The organism is Pseudomonas sp. GW822-FHT05A08 (assembly GCF_058800485.1).
Window position 1 is genome coordinate 4,322,143 of sequence record NZ_CM179511.1, and the last position, 16,095, is coordinate 4,338,237.

General features: G+C 63.2%; 15 protein-coding genes. 2 read left to right on the forward strand and 13 right to left on the reverse strand.

What is annotated here, in order from left to right; genetic code table 11:
* The first annotated feature begins 2 nt into the window (after positions 1–2).
* Entirely contained in the window at positions 3–479 is a 477-nt protein-coding gene (locus AC3RCP_RS19400) for a RidA family protein (RefSeq protein WP_492571075.1), read from the forward strand.
* Between the two features lie 79 nt (positions 480–558).
* Here AC3RCP_RS19400 and AC3RCP_RS19405 read toward each other — a convergent pair whose 3' ends face one another.
* From AC3RCP_RS19405 to AC3RCP_RS19450, 10 genes are read right to left on the reverse strand one after another with little or no spacing between them, the layout of a single operon-like run.
* Positions 559–1,503 (reverse strand): helix-turn-helix domain-containing protein, encoded by a 945-nt coding sequence (locus AC3RCP_RS19405; protein WP_492571074.1) that lies wholly within the window; start codon positions 1,501–1,503, stop codon positions 559–561.
* A 57-nt stretch (positions 1,504–1,560) separates the two neighbouring features.
* On the reverse strand, positions 1,561–2,340 hold the full coding sequence (locus AC3RCP_RS19410) for a 2-keto-4-pentenoate hydratase (protein ID WP_492571073.1): 780 nt from the start codon (positions 2,338–2,340) through the stop codon (positions 1,561–1,563).
* A complete protein-coding gene (locus tag AC3RCP_RS19415; protein WP_492571072.1) occupies positions 2,337–3,944 on the reverse strand; it encodes a bifunctional 3-(3-hydroxy-phenyl)propionate/3-hydroxycinnamic acid hydroxylase in 1,608 nt (535 codons plus the stop codon). The genes AC3RCP_RS19410 and AC3RCP_RS19415 overlap by 4 nt, the downstream gene beginning before the upstream one ends.
* A complete protein-coding gene (locus AC3RCP_RS19420) occupies positions 3,941–4,810 on the reverse strand; it encodes an alpha/beta fold hydrolase (RefSeq protein ID WP_492571071.1) in 870 nt (289 codons plus the stop codon). The genes AC3RCP_RS19415 and AC3RCP_RS19420 overlap by 4 nt, the downstream gene beginning before the upstream one ends.
* 28 nt (positions 4,811–4,838) lie before the next feature.
* Positions 4,839–5,441 (reverse strand): amino acid synthesis family protein, encoded by a 603-nt coding sequence (locus AC3RCP_RS19425; protein WP_492571070.1) that lies wholly within the window; start codon positions 5,439–5,441, stop codon positions 4,839–4,841.
* Positions 5,442–5,453: 12 nt separating this feature from the next.
* Complete coding sequence (locus tag AC3RCP_RS19430; protein WP_492571069.1) at positions 5,454–5,906, reverse strand: VOC family protein; 453 nt, start codon at positions 5,904–5,906, stop codon at positions 5,454–5,456.
* Positions 5,907–5,917: 11 nt separating this feature from the next.
* Positions 5,918–6,958, reverse strand: a complete 1,041-nt coding sequence (locus tag AC3RCP_RS19435; protein ID WP_492571068.1) for a WD40/YVTN/BNR-like repeat-containing protein — start codon at positions 6,956–6,958, stop codon at positions 5,918–5,920.
* A gap of 12 nt (positions 6,959–6,970) precedes the next feature.
* Positions 6,971–7,765, reverse strand: a complete 795-nt coding sequence (locus AC3RCP_RS19440; RefSeq protein ID WP_492571067.1) for an SDR family NAD(P)-dependent oxidoreductase — start codon at positions 7,763–7,765, stop codon at positions 6,971–6,973.
* A 26-nt stretch (positions 7,766–7,791) separates the two neighbouring features.
* Positions 7,792–9,282, reverse strand: a complete 1,491-nt coding sequence (locus tag AC3RCP_RS19445; RefSeq protein WP_492571066.1) for an aldehyde dehydrogenase family protein — start codon at positions 9,280–9,282, stop codon at positions 7,792–7,794.
* Between the two features lie 10 nt (positions 9,283–9,292).
* Positions 9,293–10,834 carry an acetolactate synthase large subunit gene (locus AC3RCP_RS19450; protein ID WP_492571065.1) on the reverse strand — a complete coding sequence of 514 codons (1,542 nt, stop codon included), beginning with the start codon at positions 10,832–10,834 and terminating at the stop codon, positions 9,293–9,295.
* A 291-nt stretch (positions 10,835–11,125) separates the two neighbouring features.
* On the opposite strand from AC3RCP_RS19450, the gene AC3RCP_RS19455 reads away from it, so the two are divergent.
* On the forward strand, positions 11,126–11,878 hold the full coding sequence (locus AC3RCP_RS19455) for an IclR family transcriptional regulator (protein ID WP_492571064.1): 753 nt from the start codon (positions 11,126–11,128) through the stop codon (positions 11,876–11,878).
* On the opposite strand, the gene AC3RCP_RS19460 is transcribed toward AC3RCP_RS19455, so the two are convergent.
* The 3 genes from AC3RCP_RS19460 to AC3RCP_RS19470 all read right to left on the reverse strand — a co-directional run bounded on the left by AC3RCP_RS19460 (position 11,875) and on the right by AC3RCP_RS19470 (position 16,081).
* Positions 11,875–13,200, reverse strand: a complete 1,326-nt coding sequence (locus tag AC3RCP_RS19460) for an alginate export family protein (RefSeq protein WP_492571063.1) — start codon at positions 13,198–13,200, stop codon at positions 11,875–11,877. The genes AC3RCP_RS19455 and AC3RCP_RS19460 overlap by 4 nt on opposite strands.
* A 98-nt stretch (positions 13,201–13,298) precedes the next feature.
* Complete coding sequence (locus tag AC3RCP_RS19465) at positions 13,299–14,648, reverse strand: aminotransferase class III-fold pyridoxal phosphate-dependent enzyme (protein WP_492571062.1); 1,350 nt, start codon at positions 14,646–14,648, stop codon at positions 13,299–13,301.
* A gap of 11 nt (positions 14,649–14,659) precedes the next feature.
* Positions 14,660–16,081 (reverse strand): aldehyde dehydrogenase family protein, encoded by a 1,422-nt coding sequence (locus AC3RCP_RS19470; protein WP_492571061.1) that lies wholly within the window; start codon positions 16,079–16,081, stop codon positions 14,660–14,662.
* Between the last annotated feature and the right edge of the window lie 14 nt (positions 16,082–16,095).

Genomic DNA, 16,095 nt, shown 5'->3' on the forward strand with positions numbered 1-16,095 from the left:
TTATGAAAGCTCTCGCAGTTGCCTGTGTGTTGGCAGGCTTGGTCAATGCTCTGCCCGCATCGGCGGCAGATAGCCCCATTTCCGGTAATGGAGAAACCTCAGTGGTCACCCGAAAAAACTATCCCTCCCTGCCCGAACCGGCCGGCCCCTACTCCGTTTCGGTTCGTCACAACGGCACCCTGTACCTGTCCGGCATGACAGCCTTCGGTACGCCGGCCCAGGGCAAGGACATCGCCAGGCAGGCCGAAGCCATATTCGAACAGGTCAAGCGCGTCACCCAGGCTGAGGGAATCGGCATGCGCGACCTCATCAAGGTGACCATCTTCGTGACCTCGATGGACGAAGTCGGCGCATTGCGTGAAGTCCTGTCGAAAAACTATGACGGTGCCTACCCGGCCAGCTCGCTGGTGAGGGTGGCCGGCTTGTTCTCGCCAGAGGTCAATATCGAGGTCGAAGCGGTATTCGCAATACCTGGCTGAGTTCGGCCATGGAACCTGTGGATGGCGCTTATTGGAGAAGAGGCGCCATCCCATCCCGCCGCCCGCTGTGTGCCGGCAATTACCCTGCCCGCTGGGTCTCTGAGGGCAATTCACCGAAGAGCTCCCGATAGTGGCCAGCAAAATGACTCAGGTGATAGAAGCCCATCTCGACCGCGACCTCACCCACGTTATGCTCCGTCGCCGTCGTCGTGACCAGCCGGCGCCGGACCGCGTTCAAGCGCAGATTGCGCAAGTATTCGACCGGGCGCAGGCCGGTGACCACCTGGAAGCTGTTCTGCAAGGTCCTGCGACTCACGTGCAACTGTTCGCACAGGTCGAGAATACTGAGGGGCGTGTCCTGGCTGGCCAGGGACAGCTCCTGGCTTCTCTTCACCAGGTAGGCACTAACGGCGAAGTTGCCCCGCCGGCAGCGCACTTCATCCGAGGCGTGGCTGAACAGGTCGAGGAAAACCTCCAGCAGGGTGTCCTCGAGCATTCTCTCCACTGCGGTATTGATCTCTTCCGGGCGCTCGAGCATGCGCTGGAAGACCGGGTTTATCCGCTTCAGGACATTGACCAGCACCCCGCTGGAAACACCGATCTGCGGCATGGTTTTCAAGCGGCGGATCTGTTCGTTCGAGAGCTCGAGGGCCGCCAGTTTTGCAAAGCGGACGATGTCGACATTTACCGCGAAAAATCGCAGGCCTTCCGGGGCATGCAACAGAAACTCCTCGCCGTCACGCAGCAACACCACGCTGTGGGCCCCCACTTCGTGCCCCTGGACCACGGGAGAGCGCCCCGCGCCCAGCGACATCGCAATACACAGGCGCCCTTTTGGGGCGCAGCCGTGCTGCACGATGCGTTTGTCCAGGACCTCCTGGAAAATCTGGAATCGATCGGCGCAGATCTGGCGCAGCTCGCTCGACAGGCAGCCACGGCCCAATTGATCGTAGACCTGGCGCCAGCCCAGGATCGAGCCGGCGTGCTGCTGGGAATCATTGAAGGAACGGACTTCGGCGAACATGATCATCGCTCCCTATATTATCGGCCTGGTAGGGATCATCGCTGGTGCGGCAACCTGTCAGTCAAGGCCCGGTGCCGGCTCGAACCATAAAGCCAGTTCCGTGCCAAGCATGTAGAGCCGGTACTCGGCAGGCTGGATGTCCAGGGGCGGTAACAATGCCCCGGACAATACCACCTGCCCGGCCTCCAGCGGATGACCGTCGGCCAGCAAGCGACGGATCAACCAACACAGGTTGGTCAGCGGCGCATCTTCCCGACCGAAGGTGCTGCCTAGCCCGCAGAGTTCGCCCTGATGTTCCAGGCGATACGCCACATCGGTATGTCGAACAGGATCGAAGTACTGCCGCGGCCCCAGGCAGTACAGGGCTGCCGCGGCGTTGTCGGCGAGGAAGGCACCGGCACCAAAGCGCCATCCCTGCCAACGACTGTCGGCGATTTCAAAAGCCGGCGCTACCTGGGCAATCGCGGCCAGGATCTCCTCGTCGCAATACTCACCGGGAGCCAGGCTCCGCCCCAGGACAAACGCCAGCTCGATCTCCAGCTTGGGCTGGATCAGTCGAGCGAGATCCACCCGGCTGCCCGGTTCGATGCCCATGACATCGGTCAGTGCCCCGAATACCGGTTCATTCAGACCGAAACGCTTCTGCGTCGCGGCGCCGGCGAAGGCGACCTTCCAGCCGACCAGCACTTCACCCGAGGCCCGGCGCTGTTGTAGCGCCTGGTACTGGATGAAGTAACCGCTGAGCAGGTCTATCTCCGCGCCTGCGACCGGCGCCAACGCCACCCTGGATCGAGCCGCGTCCCTGAGCTGGACGAGCATTTCCGACAGTTTGTTCATGACAGTTGTCTCGCGAGTTTCAGCAGCACGCCTTCGAGGCGCTCAGGCGTGGTAATGGTCGCGATAAAGCGGTCTGGCCGGACCACCACGATGCAATCGCGGACCTTCGAGAACCAGTCGCCCAGGCGGTTATCCACGTCTTCCACGCTGATCGCCCCTTCGCTGCTCAGCGGCTGGTTACGCCCCGAGCCGCTGCGAGAACGGTTGACCTGGATGAACCGGGTGTCCCAGCCAGCCCAGTACGCTCGGCTTTCATCGCTGAGCGACTCGAGCGGATTGACCCGGTAGCCGAGTACCGCATACGAATGGCCCAGCACCTCGTCCAGCCGGCGCCGCTGGCCTGTGGCATCTTCGATAAAGGGCTGCACGAACAACTGGCCGACCAGGTCGCCTTCAAGCAGTTCGGCACGCTCGTGATAAACCAGGCCCTTGGTGATCGTCGCTTTCGGCTTGAACTTGAACTCGAGCAAATGCGAACGCAGGTTGTCCACGCTGTTGACGGCCTGAAACAGCCAGTCGCGCACACCGGCCATCAACGGATTGGTCAGCCCCAGCACGGCACCCATATTGTCGGCCAGGGCGATCAGGTCTGTGGCATGGCCGCGACGTTCCAGATCGTAGCTGGCGAAGATCGAGGCATTGGCCCGCCCCTGGAGGATGGCGGCGATCTTCCACACCACGTTGGCCACATCGCGCAAACCGGAGTTGAGCCCCTGCCCGGCCCAGGGCGGGGAAATATGCGCGGCGTCCCCCACCAGGGCCACGCGGCCCTCGACAAAGCGCGCGGCCACCCGGGAATTGTGGGTGTAGGCTCGAATGCGGATGATCTCCAGCTCGTCCGCGGCGTCGCCGATATGCCCGCGAATCAGCCCGCGGATTGTCGCCTCCTCGCACATTTTCGCCTCGTCCTCGCCTTCCATCAGCATGAACTCCCAGCGCCGCTGGCGGTAAGGCAGGTAGATGCAGACGAAAGGCCGCTGCGGGTCGGCATGCAGGGCAGTGTACGGCGCGTCGAGCCGGTCGTTGCCGGTGTCCACCACCACCCATTTGCGCGGGTGAGTCAGGCCGAGCAGCTCGATACCGAGCTTCTTGCGCACACCGGAGCGGCCGCCGTCGGCACCGATCACGTACTGCGCCCGAAGCTGGTACGGCTCGCCGCTGGCGCCCTTGACCTGCAGGGTGACGCCCTCGGCATCCTGATGCAGGTCGAGCATCTCGTGGCCCAGACGCAACTCGACGCAGGCATGCTTCTTCAGTTCCTCACGCAAGGTCGCCTCGAGCAGTTGCTGCATGAAGATATTGCGCATGGGCCAACCGTAGTGAGCCGTGGTCGGCTTGACCTCGGCAAAACACACACCACGGGCGTTGTAGTAACGCAAGGGCACGTCGCAGATCATGTCGCGCACCGCCAGCTCGGCGATCCCGATGGTCTGCAATACGCGTAAGGCTTCGTCGTCCATGCCCACCGCCCTGGGATAGGGCAGGATCTCGTCGCAAACCTCCAGCACCACGCAGTCGATACCATAAAGCCCCATGTAATGCGCGGCGCTGATGCCGTTCGGTCCACCGCCGACAATGACGACCTGGGTTCTTTGCTGTTTCATCGTTCTTCACCGATTTCTTGTAGTTGTCGTTCGCCCTGGCCATTCAGATAGGCCAGCACGACACGGTTGAACCTTTCACTCTGGTCATCATGTACATAGTGGCTGGCGTCGGCTATTTCCACGGTCCGGACATGCGCATTGGCGGCCTTTACCGAAGCCAGGGTCGCCACGGGGAGAAAGTCCGAACGCCCGCCACGGATAAACAGCGTGGGGCACTCCAGCGCCCGGACCGCGGGCCACAGGTCGGTGGGCACAATGCTCAAGCGCGCCTCGGCGATGCCCTTCTGGTCGTGGCGCCAGGCGATCCCGGCGCCGGTGTCTTTCATGGAATGCTCCAGCCGGGAGACCAGCCCCGGCTCCGACAGCCCCGGGCGCGACTTGCGCCAGAAGGCGCGTGCCGTGTCCCAGTCGGCGAACCGCAGCGGTGTCTCATTCATTTCACGGCGAATGCGCGCCGCCCCGTCGCCACTGATCGACGACCCGGGACCTATGTCCTCGATCACCAGCGCATCGAGCCGCCCCGGATTCTTGCGTGAATACTCCAGCGCATTGGTCCCGCCCAGCGAGTGCCCGACCAGCACGAAACGCCGCAGCCCCAGATGCTCTACCAGGTCTTCCAGATCTCCGACATAGAAGTCGGTGCGATAGCTGGAACTCGGCGCCCAATCGCTCAAGCCGCGGCCACGCTGGTCCAGCGCGTAGCAACAGTAGCCATCGCCCAGGGCCTGGGCCAGGGACTCCCAGGTCTGCGCATACGCCCGCAACCCGTGCAGCAGCACCAGGGGCTGACCCTGCGCGCTCCCCCAGCGCAGATAGTGCAGGCGCAACCCCGAACGATTGATGAAAAAACAGCTTTCTGCAGACATCGGCTTGCTCCACCCAGTTGGATCGACCTCAGACCAGACCGTTTTCGCCCTGGATGTCTTCGGCCGCGAGGCCGCCAAGACGGGCCCGCAGGCGACCGCGGGTGGCGAATGCCCAGATGATCACGACTTCATCGGGGGCCGGGCCGTCGCCAAAGGACAGGGAAATGGAGTCGTAGTGGGAACGCACATAGAGCGCGTCCTTGTGCGCCAGCGGCACATCGATGGTCGCTCCCGGGCCACCGCGCTTGCCGGTGGACGGGACCCAGGACTTGCCACCGCCCAGGGCTTCGCGAATCGGATCGGCTGCGGGGTTGGTGAGGAAGGCGTTGCCATGCTCGTATTCGCCCTGGCTGCCGACCAGGCAGGCTTTGCCATAGCTGACGATGGCGCGCTCGCCGGCCAGTGCGCGAATACGCCGGCCAAATTCCTTGCCCAGCAACGGGGACGGCACCACCAGCTCGGACAGGTCCTCACTGAAGCGCCCAGCATAGGGATTGTCGATCACCGCCGCGATGGCGTACTTGAACAGCGGTTCGCCATCGGCCAGTTGCCCGCTTTCGTTGGCCAGTGTCTCTTCGACGAAGCTGTACCATTTGCGGATGTGATAGCTGGCGAAATTGTTCGGTTTCATCGGTCGTTCCTTTCAGTAAAGTGGATCAAGCTTGATGTCGCGACTGGGTGCGCCGGCGCTCTTGAAGCGGGCCTTGCCCTGCGCATCGTCGTGTTCGGTCTCGAGGAAGAATTCCAGGCGATTGCCGTCGGGATCGTTGAAGTACAGGCCGTTGCCAATTTCGTGGTCGGTGATTTTCACCACCTCGACCTGCTTCTCCAGGAGCATGCCGTAGAGCCGGCGCAGGGTGTCCAAGTCCCCGGCGATCTCCAGGCCATAGTGCTGCAGGCCCAGCCCGCCCTGGTGCGCGCCGGGCTCGGCGCGAATCAGCGCGATGTCATGGTGCTTGGTGCCGAACGCCATCATGACCCAGCTCTCGCCCCGGGCACTTTCATGCATGCCGAGGATGTCGGCATACCAGAGCGCGGAGCGGTCCGGGTCGGACACGAACAAGGACAAGTGCGTACGAACGATCTCGATGTTCATCGCGCGACACCTCAGTTCTTTTTAACGATGGATTGATGCCCGGCCTTGATCCGGGCGACCGCCGGGGTCCAGAGCACGTCGGCGATTTCACTGAACTCGCGCCACTGCTTCTGCCAGCCATCGCCGCCATTCCCGGAAGTGAACAGATGACCGTACTTGGTCCCCGCCAGGACCTGCCGTGGATTGGCCGGGTTGAAGGCGATGGCCCAGACACAGGAGTTCGGCTGCTGCGGCAGGGGCAGCACTTCCCAGCTTTCGGCGGCGTCCCGCGAGACCAGGACTTTGCTGGTGGTCCCCGGAGTGCCGTCGGAAATGCTCAGGTAGAGCGTGCTCTCGCTGCCCAGCGGCGCGTTCATCGCCCGCGCGTAGTACAGGCCGAAGGCTTCCCTGGCAACGATGCCGCTCCAGGTCTGCCCCTCGTCGAAACTGCGATAGATCGCGTTGACGCACACCACCACCACGACCTTCTTGCCGTGGTTGGGCAGGATCAGGATGTTGTGAACGTCGGAGTTGTAGTCCCAGAGCAAGCGGTCGTCGACCCGGGTCCAGGTATCGCCGCCGTCGCGACTGTGGAACAGGCCACCCTCTTCCAGGCCGAACCAGAGCTGGTTGCGGTCGGTAGGGTCATAGGCGAATGCCAGCAGCCGTGGACGGTTGACCCCGTCACAGAACTCCGGGATCTCCACCGGTGCGCGGTCCCAGCGTTGCCCGCCATCGGTCGTCCGCCACAACACCGCGCGGGAGGGCGCGCCGGTGCCGACGAAGATCCGCTGCGCATCCAGTGGGTCGACGGCCACCTTCCACACGGTCTGGCCATTGAACGGCGCATCCACCCGCTCCCAGGTGCCGCCGGTATCACGGCTGACGCACAGACCGATATCGGTGCCGGCGTAGATGACCTCCGGCACATCGGGGTTGACGCTCAGCGAACGGGTGATCGCGTCGAACTCCAGGACCTGATCGACCCCCAAGCGGTGCCAGGTGGCACCGTCGTCGGCACTGCGGATCAGCGCCTGGCCGACGGTCGCGACGAAAAGCGTTCCATTACTCATAGCTGCCATTCCTCAAATGAAGATGCCACGGGTCAAGCCACCATCGATACCGATGGACTCGCCGGTCACTGCACCCGCCTTGGGCGAGGCCAGGAAACCGATCAGCCAGCCCATCTCGATCGGCTGGAGCGTGCGGCGGATCGGCGTGGCGTCGATGTAGCCCTGCTCCACTTGCTGCGGCGTCTTGCCCTGCTTGATCCCTTCGCGCTCGTACAGCTCCTGGATATGCGGGGTATCGACCACGCCCGGGTGAATCAGGTTGACCGTGATCCCGGACGGGCCCAACTGGTCGGAAAGGGTTTTGGTCATGTGGGTGATGGCCAGGTTGCGCATGCCCGACAGCACCTTGCTACCGCGACCGGTCAAGCCACCGATATTGATGATGCGGCCGAAACCGCCGGCCTTCATGTGCGGGGTCACCGCCTTGGCGCAACGGAAGTAGCCGATGACCTTGGTGTTCAGGTCGGACAACAGCTCTTCATCGCCGGCGTGCTCGATGTCGTTGCGCACCACCCCTGACGGCGCCGCAGCGCCATTGACCAGGATGTCGATACGACCGAAGTGGTTCTTCGCCGCCTCCACCATTTGCGACACCGCGGACATTTCATTGGTGTCGCAGAACAGCGGCAGCACCTCGTTGCCGGTTTGCGCGGTGATTTCCCGCGCGGCCTCTTCCAGATACGCCATTCGGCGGGCACAGATGACGACCTTGCAGCCTTCCTCGGACAGGAAGCGCGCGACTTCCTTGCCGATCCCCATGCCGCCGCCAGTAACGATAGCCACGCGGCCTTTCAATTGCAGATCCATGACAGTTCCTCTTGTGATAGTTCGGTTCAGGCGAGATCGACGTAGACACTTTTGGTTTCGGTGTAGACATCAATCACGTTCTTGCCCATCTCCCGGCCCCAGCCGGATTGCTTGTAGCCGCCGAAGGGCGAAGCCGGGTCGACCACGTTCCAGCAGTTGATCCAGACCGAGCCAGCCTTGAGTTGCGCCGCCACCCGGTGCGCCGAACGCAGGTCGCGCGTCCACAGCCCCGCCGCCAGGCCGTAAGGCGAGTCGTTGGCCCGCACCACCAGCTCGTCGATGTCCGACCAGCTCATGACCGTCAGCACCGGGCCGAAGATTTCCTCGCGAGCGACGCAGGCACGTTCGGCGCGGTCGAGGAACACGCTGGGCTGGATGAAGTGCCCCCGCTCCAGGTGCAAGGGCCGGCCACCGCCACAGATCAACTCGGCCCCCTCCTCCATGCCCTGCTGCAGGTAGCCACTGACGCTACCCAGCTGGCGTGCGGAGACCAGCGGGCCCATGCTGCTGGCCGGGTCCAGCCCCGGGCCCAGCACATGGGCGGCGGCATGGCGTTGCAGTTCTTCGAGTACCTGGTCGAGGACACTGGCGTGCACATAAAGTCGAGAACCGGCGGTGCACACCTGGCCCTGGTTGTAGAAGATGCCGTCCGCCGCGCCTTTGGCGGCCCGCGCGATGTCGGCGTCGGGGAGGATGATGTTGGGCGACTTGCCCCCCAGTTCCAGGGAGACCTTTTTCATGTTGCCGGTGGCCGCCTGGGCGATCAGTCGTCCGACCTGAGTCGATCCGGTGAACGCGATCTTGTCCACGTCGGGGTGCCGGGCCAGCGGCGCGCCGGTGTGGGCGCCCAGGCCGGTGATCAGGTTGACGACGCCGGCCGGGAACCCCGCGGCTTCGATCAGTTGCACCAGGCGAATGGCAACCAGCGGCGTCTGCTCGGCCGGCTTGAGCACCGCTGTGCAGCCGGTCGCCAGTACCGGGCCGAGTTTCCAGATACACATGGTCAATGGAAAATTCCACGGCACGATCAACGCACAGACGCCCACGGGCTCGCGCAAGGTGTAGTTGAGCATCGGCACGCCATTGGCCGGCGATACCGGCAGCGTGCTGCCCTCGATCTTGGTGGGCCAGCCCGCGAAGTAGCGAATGATGTTGGCGGCGCTGGCCGCTTCGCCACGGGCATTGCCAATCGGCTTGCCATTTTCCAGGGTGATCAGTTGCGCCAGTTCTTCGCGATGCTGATCGAGCAGTTCAGCCAGACGAAACAGCAACACGCCGCGCTGCGCGGCGGACTCGTAACGCCAGGCGCCGGTGAACGCCGCTCGCGCTGCGGCGACCGCCGCATCCACATCCCGCTCCGCGCCTTCAGCGACTTCGGCCAGCATCGATTCGCTCGCCGGGTTCTCCACGGCAAAGCGCCGACCGCTGGCGGCGTCCTGCCAGGTGCCGCCGATGAACAAGCGACCTGGCCGAGACAGAAACGCCTCGACGGCAGGTAACAGTTGGATCTGACTCATATCCCCTCCTTCAAAGCGCCATTTCGATCAGGCATGGGCCACTGGTGGCTTTTGCATCAGCCAATGCCCGTTGCAGCCCGGCGTTGGTGTGAACGGTCGTGGCCGACAGGCCATACCCTTTGGCCAGGGCCTTCCAGTCGATTCGTGGGCGATCCAGCTCGGTCAGGCTCAGTGCCTGCGGGCCGAATTCGCTCATGCCAAAACGGCGCAGCTCGTTCTGCAAGATGGCGTAGCGGTGATTGGCTGCGATCAGAATCACCACCGGCAGTTGCTCGCGAGCAATGCTCCAGAGGGTCTGGATGGTGTACTGGGCACTGCCGTCGGACTGCAGGCAGAACACCCGATTGCCGCGTTCGGCCAGGGCCGCGCCGAACCCCACGGGAATACCCTGACCGATTGCACCGCCGGTATTGGTCAGGACCCGATGCCGGGCGGCATGGGCCGAGGCGGTGAAGAACGGATAACCGCAGGTCCCGCCCTCAACTGAAACGATGCAGTCATCCGGCAACGAGGCGGCAAGTACCTGCCCCACGGATTTGGGGCTGAGCTGCGCTTGCGGCTCAGGCAATTCGACACCGATGGCAGTGGGCACATAGGCCGGTGCGTTGAGTTCATCGGCCAAGGCTGTCAGTGCCCCGGCCACGTCGTCGCCGACATCGGCCAGGGACAACAGTCGTTCACGCTCGGCCAGCCGCGACGGGATGCCTTCATAACCGAAGTAGCTGATCGGCTCGGGCACGCCAGCACAGACCACGGCGTCGTATTGTTCGAGAATCTCAATCGCGACTTCAGGAAAGTACGGCAGGCGATCGAGGTCAGGCAGGCCGCCGCCGCGATAGCTCAGGCGAGGAAAGGTCTCGGCAAACAGGCGAACGCCCGGCAGTTGGGCCAAACGCCCCGCCGCCTCCAGCCCCGGCACGCACAGCCCTTGGTCACCGACGATGAACACCAGGCGCTGGCCGGCGCGCAGGGCCTTGGCCACGTGTTCGATCTGGTCGCCGGCAAAACGGCGAACCGGAGGGCGTAACGCGCTGAACGACGTCTCCTGCGGCACTGAATCCGCTTGCAGGTCCATGGGCAAAATCAGGCTGGCAATCTGCCCTTTGGCTTGCCAGGCCGAACGCACCGCTTCCTGCAGATCCTCCCCCAGCCCCAACGCCGTGCGTGAAGTCCGCACCCAGGCGGACACCGTCCCGGCCAGTGCCTGGATATCGCTGGCAAGCGGCGGGTCGTAATTGACATGCCATGAAGCGTGGTCGCCGATGACATTGACGATCGGTGTGTTGGCGCGCCGGGCGTTGTGCAGATTGGCAATCCCGTTGGCGAAACCGGGGCCCAGGTGGGTCAGGGTCATGGCCGGCTTGCCGGCGATACGCCCGTAACCGTCAGCGGCCCCCGTGCAGACGCCCTCGAACAGCGACAACACCGGTTTCAAGGCTGGCGCGCTGGCCATGGCCGCCACCAGGGGAATCTCGGTTGTTCCAGGATTGGCAAAGCAGTACTCGATTCCGCTCGCCACCGCGGCCTTCACTATCAGTTCGGCACCCTTCATTTTCAGCCCTCTCACTCGAGCGTTTTGGAGTGCTGAGATTTATCACACAAAAAAGCCACATCAACAATCATTTTTTAAGCATAAAACTCATTATTTGAGATTTGTGATTAATTTATATTGAATTCCATTGCCTTATCAGTCGAAAATTATCACCCATGGAAGTACCCCGTCCTCGCCCGATCGGCGCAACCGGCAGACTTTCAATACGGGGCGCCGCTACCTATAGTGCTCACCAAGCCGCCCCGACCGCCTACTGGCGCGAAACGAGCCAAGCAACCCCATAGGAAAGAAATGAGTAGCCTGAGCAAAATGCTGAGCGTCCTGGACCTATTCGGCCCACAGCACCTGAAGATCGATCCTGAAACCATCGCCGAGCACATGGGACTGTCCCGGGCGACCGTGTATCGCTACGTGAAGGATCTCTGCGAGGCGGGCCTGCTGACCCGGGTGGATGCCGGGGGCTATGGCCTGGGGCCACGCATCATCGAGCTGGACTGGATGATGCGACAGTACGACCCGATCCTCGTGGCCGGGCGCGAGTTGATGCACGAGCTGTCGGAGAAGACCGGGCTGGCGGTATTCGCCAGCGTTTTCTACGACGGGCGCATCATCAATACCTACATCGCCGAACCCAGCGATACCTATCACTTTGCCTTTGGTCGCGGCCAGCCACTGCCATTTTTCCGCGGCGCGCAATCCAAGGTGCTGATCGCCTTCCAGAAAGGTCGGCGCCTGCAGCGCCTGTTCGAACAACAGATGGCCAGCGACCCTGGCAGCGCCTACGACTGGGAGAGTTTCTCCAAGGCCGCGAAGAAGATCCGCAAGGACGGCTACTGCATCACCCACGACGAGCTGAACCTCGGCCTGACAGGGATCGCCGCGCCCATCATCAACCCCGACCTGGACGAGGTCGTGGGTAGCCTGTCCGCCGTGGGCACCAGCAGCAACTTCCAGCTGCTGCGCCAGGAAACGGTCACCGATATGGTGATGGAAACCGCCCGGCGCATCGCCGAGAAGCTGCAAGCGCCGGCGGCTCGGGGTTAGAACGGAACCGCGACGGTCAGTTGGCTATAGACATTGGTGCCGTTGCCGCCTACCTGGTTGCCACCGCTGGCTGCATCCTTTTTCGGTTGGTACAGGCCGACCAGCGGGGTGATGATCAAGTGGCTGTTGACCGCCCATTCGGCATACAGGTCCAGCTCGCGCGCATCCAGATCGAGCGCGTTGCTTTTACGCAGCGTGGTGAAATCGAAATACAACGCTCCTACCGTCACGTTTTCCAAGGGTGTCGCTTTCAGGCCGACATGCTGAATACCGGTGTTGCGATTGAAAGGGCCGGCGTAGTTACCGGCGACCTCGCCCTGGAACCAGGTGCCGTAACCCGTACTCTGACCCGTGAACAGGGAATCCCACTTCTGCGAGTAACGGGTATAGCGATACGTCAGTTTCGGTGACCAGGGGAGCTCGGCAAAGGTGTAGCCCGCTTCGGCATACCAGGCTTTTTCGGGCCCGGCATCCTTGTCCTGCCACGCATATTCGAACGCCAGGCTGGCATTCTCGATGCCGCCATCGCCCTCTGCGCGCACGCTGTAAACATTCATGCCCTTGCGTTGTTGCTGGAAGTCGCTGGCCCACCGCTTCGAAATATCGATGCCATGGACCCAGGTAAGGCCCAACGTGCCGGCCTTGCCCGTGTAGTCCAGGGTGCCGGCCGCCAGCTCGGTTTCAACCTGGGCTCGGTTGTCCGACTTGAGCCACAGCAGGTTGCCATGCAGGCCGTCCAGGCCGCCCAGGCGCAGCACCGCGGTACGGTCGAAGGCATGCCGCGCGGCGAGGTAAAAGGCGCCGCCGCGGCTCAGTGCTCCGCCAGCCGGGCCCTTGCCCAGGTTGGGTCCGTCGTCGTTGATCAAAAAACCCCTGCCGAGCTTGACCACTTGGCGACCGACGGAAAAATCCACGCCATCTTTTCCCAGCGCCGGGAACAACCCGGCGGAACGCCAGCCCAGGTAAGCGTCCTCGATTTTAGTGGTGCGCTCCGAGCCATCGGCGTTGCCGGCCGTATCGCCGTCGCCGAAGGTGCCGGAGCTGACCCAATTGAGCGCGCCATAGCCCGTGCCGTTAGCTCCCAGCCCTTGGTCAGCACTCACGCCATACTTGATGAAACCTTCCCGCCAGGTGGAACCGCCCGGCGTGCCATCGTAGTTTTTCCGGCTGTTGAACAGGCCGAACACGGCGAGAACATCGGCATTGAGATGGCGGTCGTCATCGGCATAGAGCTCATAACCCCGGGCCTGGCCGATGGCACCAAGGCCAAGGGCCAGGGCCAGCCCACCGCTCATGACGTTGTTGAATGTCGGATGCCGCATGTTGATGCTCCTTTCACGTCCTTCCAGGCCTTCTTTTTTTGCTTTCTCGGGACAGAAACCGCAGCGCGCGGCGTGTGCCGCGCGGCCAGATCCACCGCCTAGCGGCAGTTTGCAAGCGCCGTATCCAGGGCGGACACGATCAAGCCGGCCTCGGCGGACGTGAGGGTCAAGGGGGGCGAAAGCACAATTTTATTAGCGATCGGCCGCACCAATACCCCAGCGCGGCGCGCTTCATCGGCGATGCGCAAGGCACGGCCGGAGGCCGGATCGAGCGGCTCGCGGGTGGCCTTGTTCGCCACCAGGTCGAGCGCGATCATCAAGCCCTTGCCGCGCACTTCACCCACCACGTCATAACGCTCGGCCAGTGGTCGCAGTTGCTCCAGCAACTGCGCGCCCACCCTCCCCGCATTCCCCGGCAGATCCTCGGCTTCGACGATATCCAGTACAGCCAGGGCCGCCGCACAGGCGGTCGGGTGCCCGCTATAGGTGTAGCCGTGCATGATCACGCTGCTGAAACCCGGGCCGTTTTCGATCGCATCGACAATACGCCGGTTGAACACCGTGGCCCCCAGGGGGATGTAGCCGGCGGTGATGCCCTTGGCCAGGCACAGAATGTCCGGGGCGACGCCCCAGCCTCGACTGCCGAGCATGCAGCCTGAACGGCCGAAGCCGGTGACCACCTCATCGGCGATCAGCAGAATACCGTGGCGATCACAGACTTCGCGCAGACGCTTCCAATAGTTCGCTGGCGGCACGATCACGCCCCCCGCGCCCTGCACAGGCTCGGCGATCAGCGCGGCGATGGTCTGCGCCCCAAGAAACGCGATCTGCTCTTCAAGCTGGCGGATACAGTGGTTCGTCAGCTCCTCGGGGTCACGGCAATCCCAGGGGTTGCGATACAGCCACGGCGTGTCGAGCAAATGGCAGCCCGCAAGCAATTGCCCGTGGTTGTAATGGTAAACGCCATTTCCCCCCACTGAGGTGCCGCCCATGTGCACGCCGTGATAACCGTTGCGCAACGACAGGAAGCGGGTACGACCCGGTTCGCCGCTGGCGACCCAATACTGGCGGGCCATTTTCAGCGCGGTCTCGACGGCGTCGGAGCCGCCGGAACTGAACAACACCCGCTCCATCTGCTCCTGGGCAAACATGGACGTCAGGCGTTCGGCCAGGTCGAACACCCGGGGGTGGGCGATGCCGTCGAACGTCTGGTAGTACGCCAGCTCATCCAGCTGCGCGGCAATGGCGGCCTTGACCGAGGCACGATTGTGCCCGATGTTGACGTTCCACAAGCCGCCCACGCCGTCGAGCATGCGCTGCCCCTCGATGTCGGTGATGTAGTTGCCGTCACCGCTGGCGATGATCAAGGTCCTGGACCGATGCGCCGGTGCGGAAGAACCCATCGGGTGCCAGAACTTCTTCTGCGCTGTCTTGTATTTCTCGTACATGATTCAGTTCCTCACTCAGTGTCACGCTTGCGTACAAACAGTAATTGCTGGCCGGTAAACTCCAGCAACCCTTCGAGCCCGAACTCCACGCCGAACCCGGACATCTTGCTGCCGCCAAACGGGGTGTTCGGCTGGATCTGCGCATGGCAGTTGACCCAGGCCACGCCGCTTTCCAAACGAGCGGCCAACGCCGTTGCCTGGTCCGCGTCCGCCCCCCAGACCGAGCCGCCCAACCCCATGTCACCAGCATTGGCGCGACGCAGCACATCCTCCACCTCCTGGTAGGCGATCAGCGGCAACACGGGACCGAATTGTTCTTCGTCGACCAGGCCTTGCCCGTCCGTGACATCCGCCACCAGCGTGGGCGGATAGAAAAACCCTGGACGGTTCACCCGGGCCCCACCGCACAACACCCGGGCACCCTTTGCCCGGGCGTCGGCGACCAGGGCCTCGACCAGTTCCAGTTGCTCCAGGTTCTGCACCGGGCCAAAGGTGACGCTCGGCTCCAGGCCATCGCCGATGACTTGACGCGCCGCAATGGCAGTCAGGGCTGCGGCGAAGTCCTGGTACTGGGATTCGTGGATGTACAAACGCTTGAGCGCCGCGCAGGTCTGCCCCATGTTGAGAAAGGCCGCCTGGAAAATATCTTCGGCCACCTCATCGACCGGCGTGCCGGGCAATACGATCGCGGCGTCGTTGCCACCCAACTCCAGGGTCAGGCGCTTGAGATTGCCGGCAGCGCCACGCATCACCCGCTGCCCGGTGGCGGTCGAACCTGTGAATACGATTTTTTGAACACCGGGATGGGCGGTAATGGCACTGCCAAAACCTTGCTCACCGGTCACGCAATTGATGACGCCTCGCGGCACATGGCGGGCGATGATTTCGACCAGGCGCAAGGTACTCAGGGGAGTCAGGCTGGAGGGTTTGCTGAGCACGCAGTTACCGGCCCGCAGCGCCGGCATGATGTGCCAGACCGCGATCATGAAGGGCCAGTTCCAGGGGGTGATCGACGCCACCACACCCAATGGCTTGCGGTGCAATTCGATGCGCTGGGTGGGCGTTTCCTCCACCAATTCCACGGGGATCTGCTGGTGCGCGGCGTAACGCGTCCAGGCGGCGCCTCCCATGACTTCGGAGAGCGCCAATGCCAGAGGCTTGCCTTGCTCCAGCACGATAAGCCGCGCCAGCGCCTCGGCGTCCTGCTCAATATCCGCGGCGATCGCCAAAAGGCGCTCGCAACGATCTTCATGGCGAGTGCAGCGCCACGTGCCGAAGGCCGACTGTGCCGCGGCGACCGCCTGGTCCAACTGGGCCAGGGAACCCGCGGGGCACCGGGCGAATGCGCGACCGGTCGCCGGGTTGATCACCTCGAAGTGACCGTCCTCACCGTCAACCTGCAAGCCGTTGATGAGCATTTGATATTCGTGCATGGAGACTTTCCTTT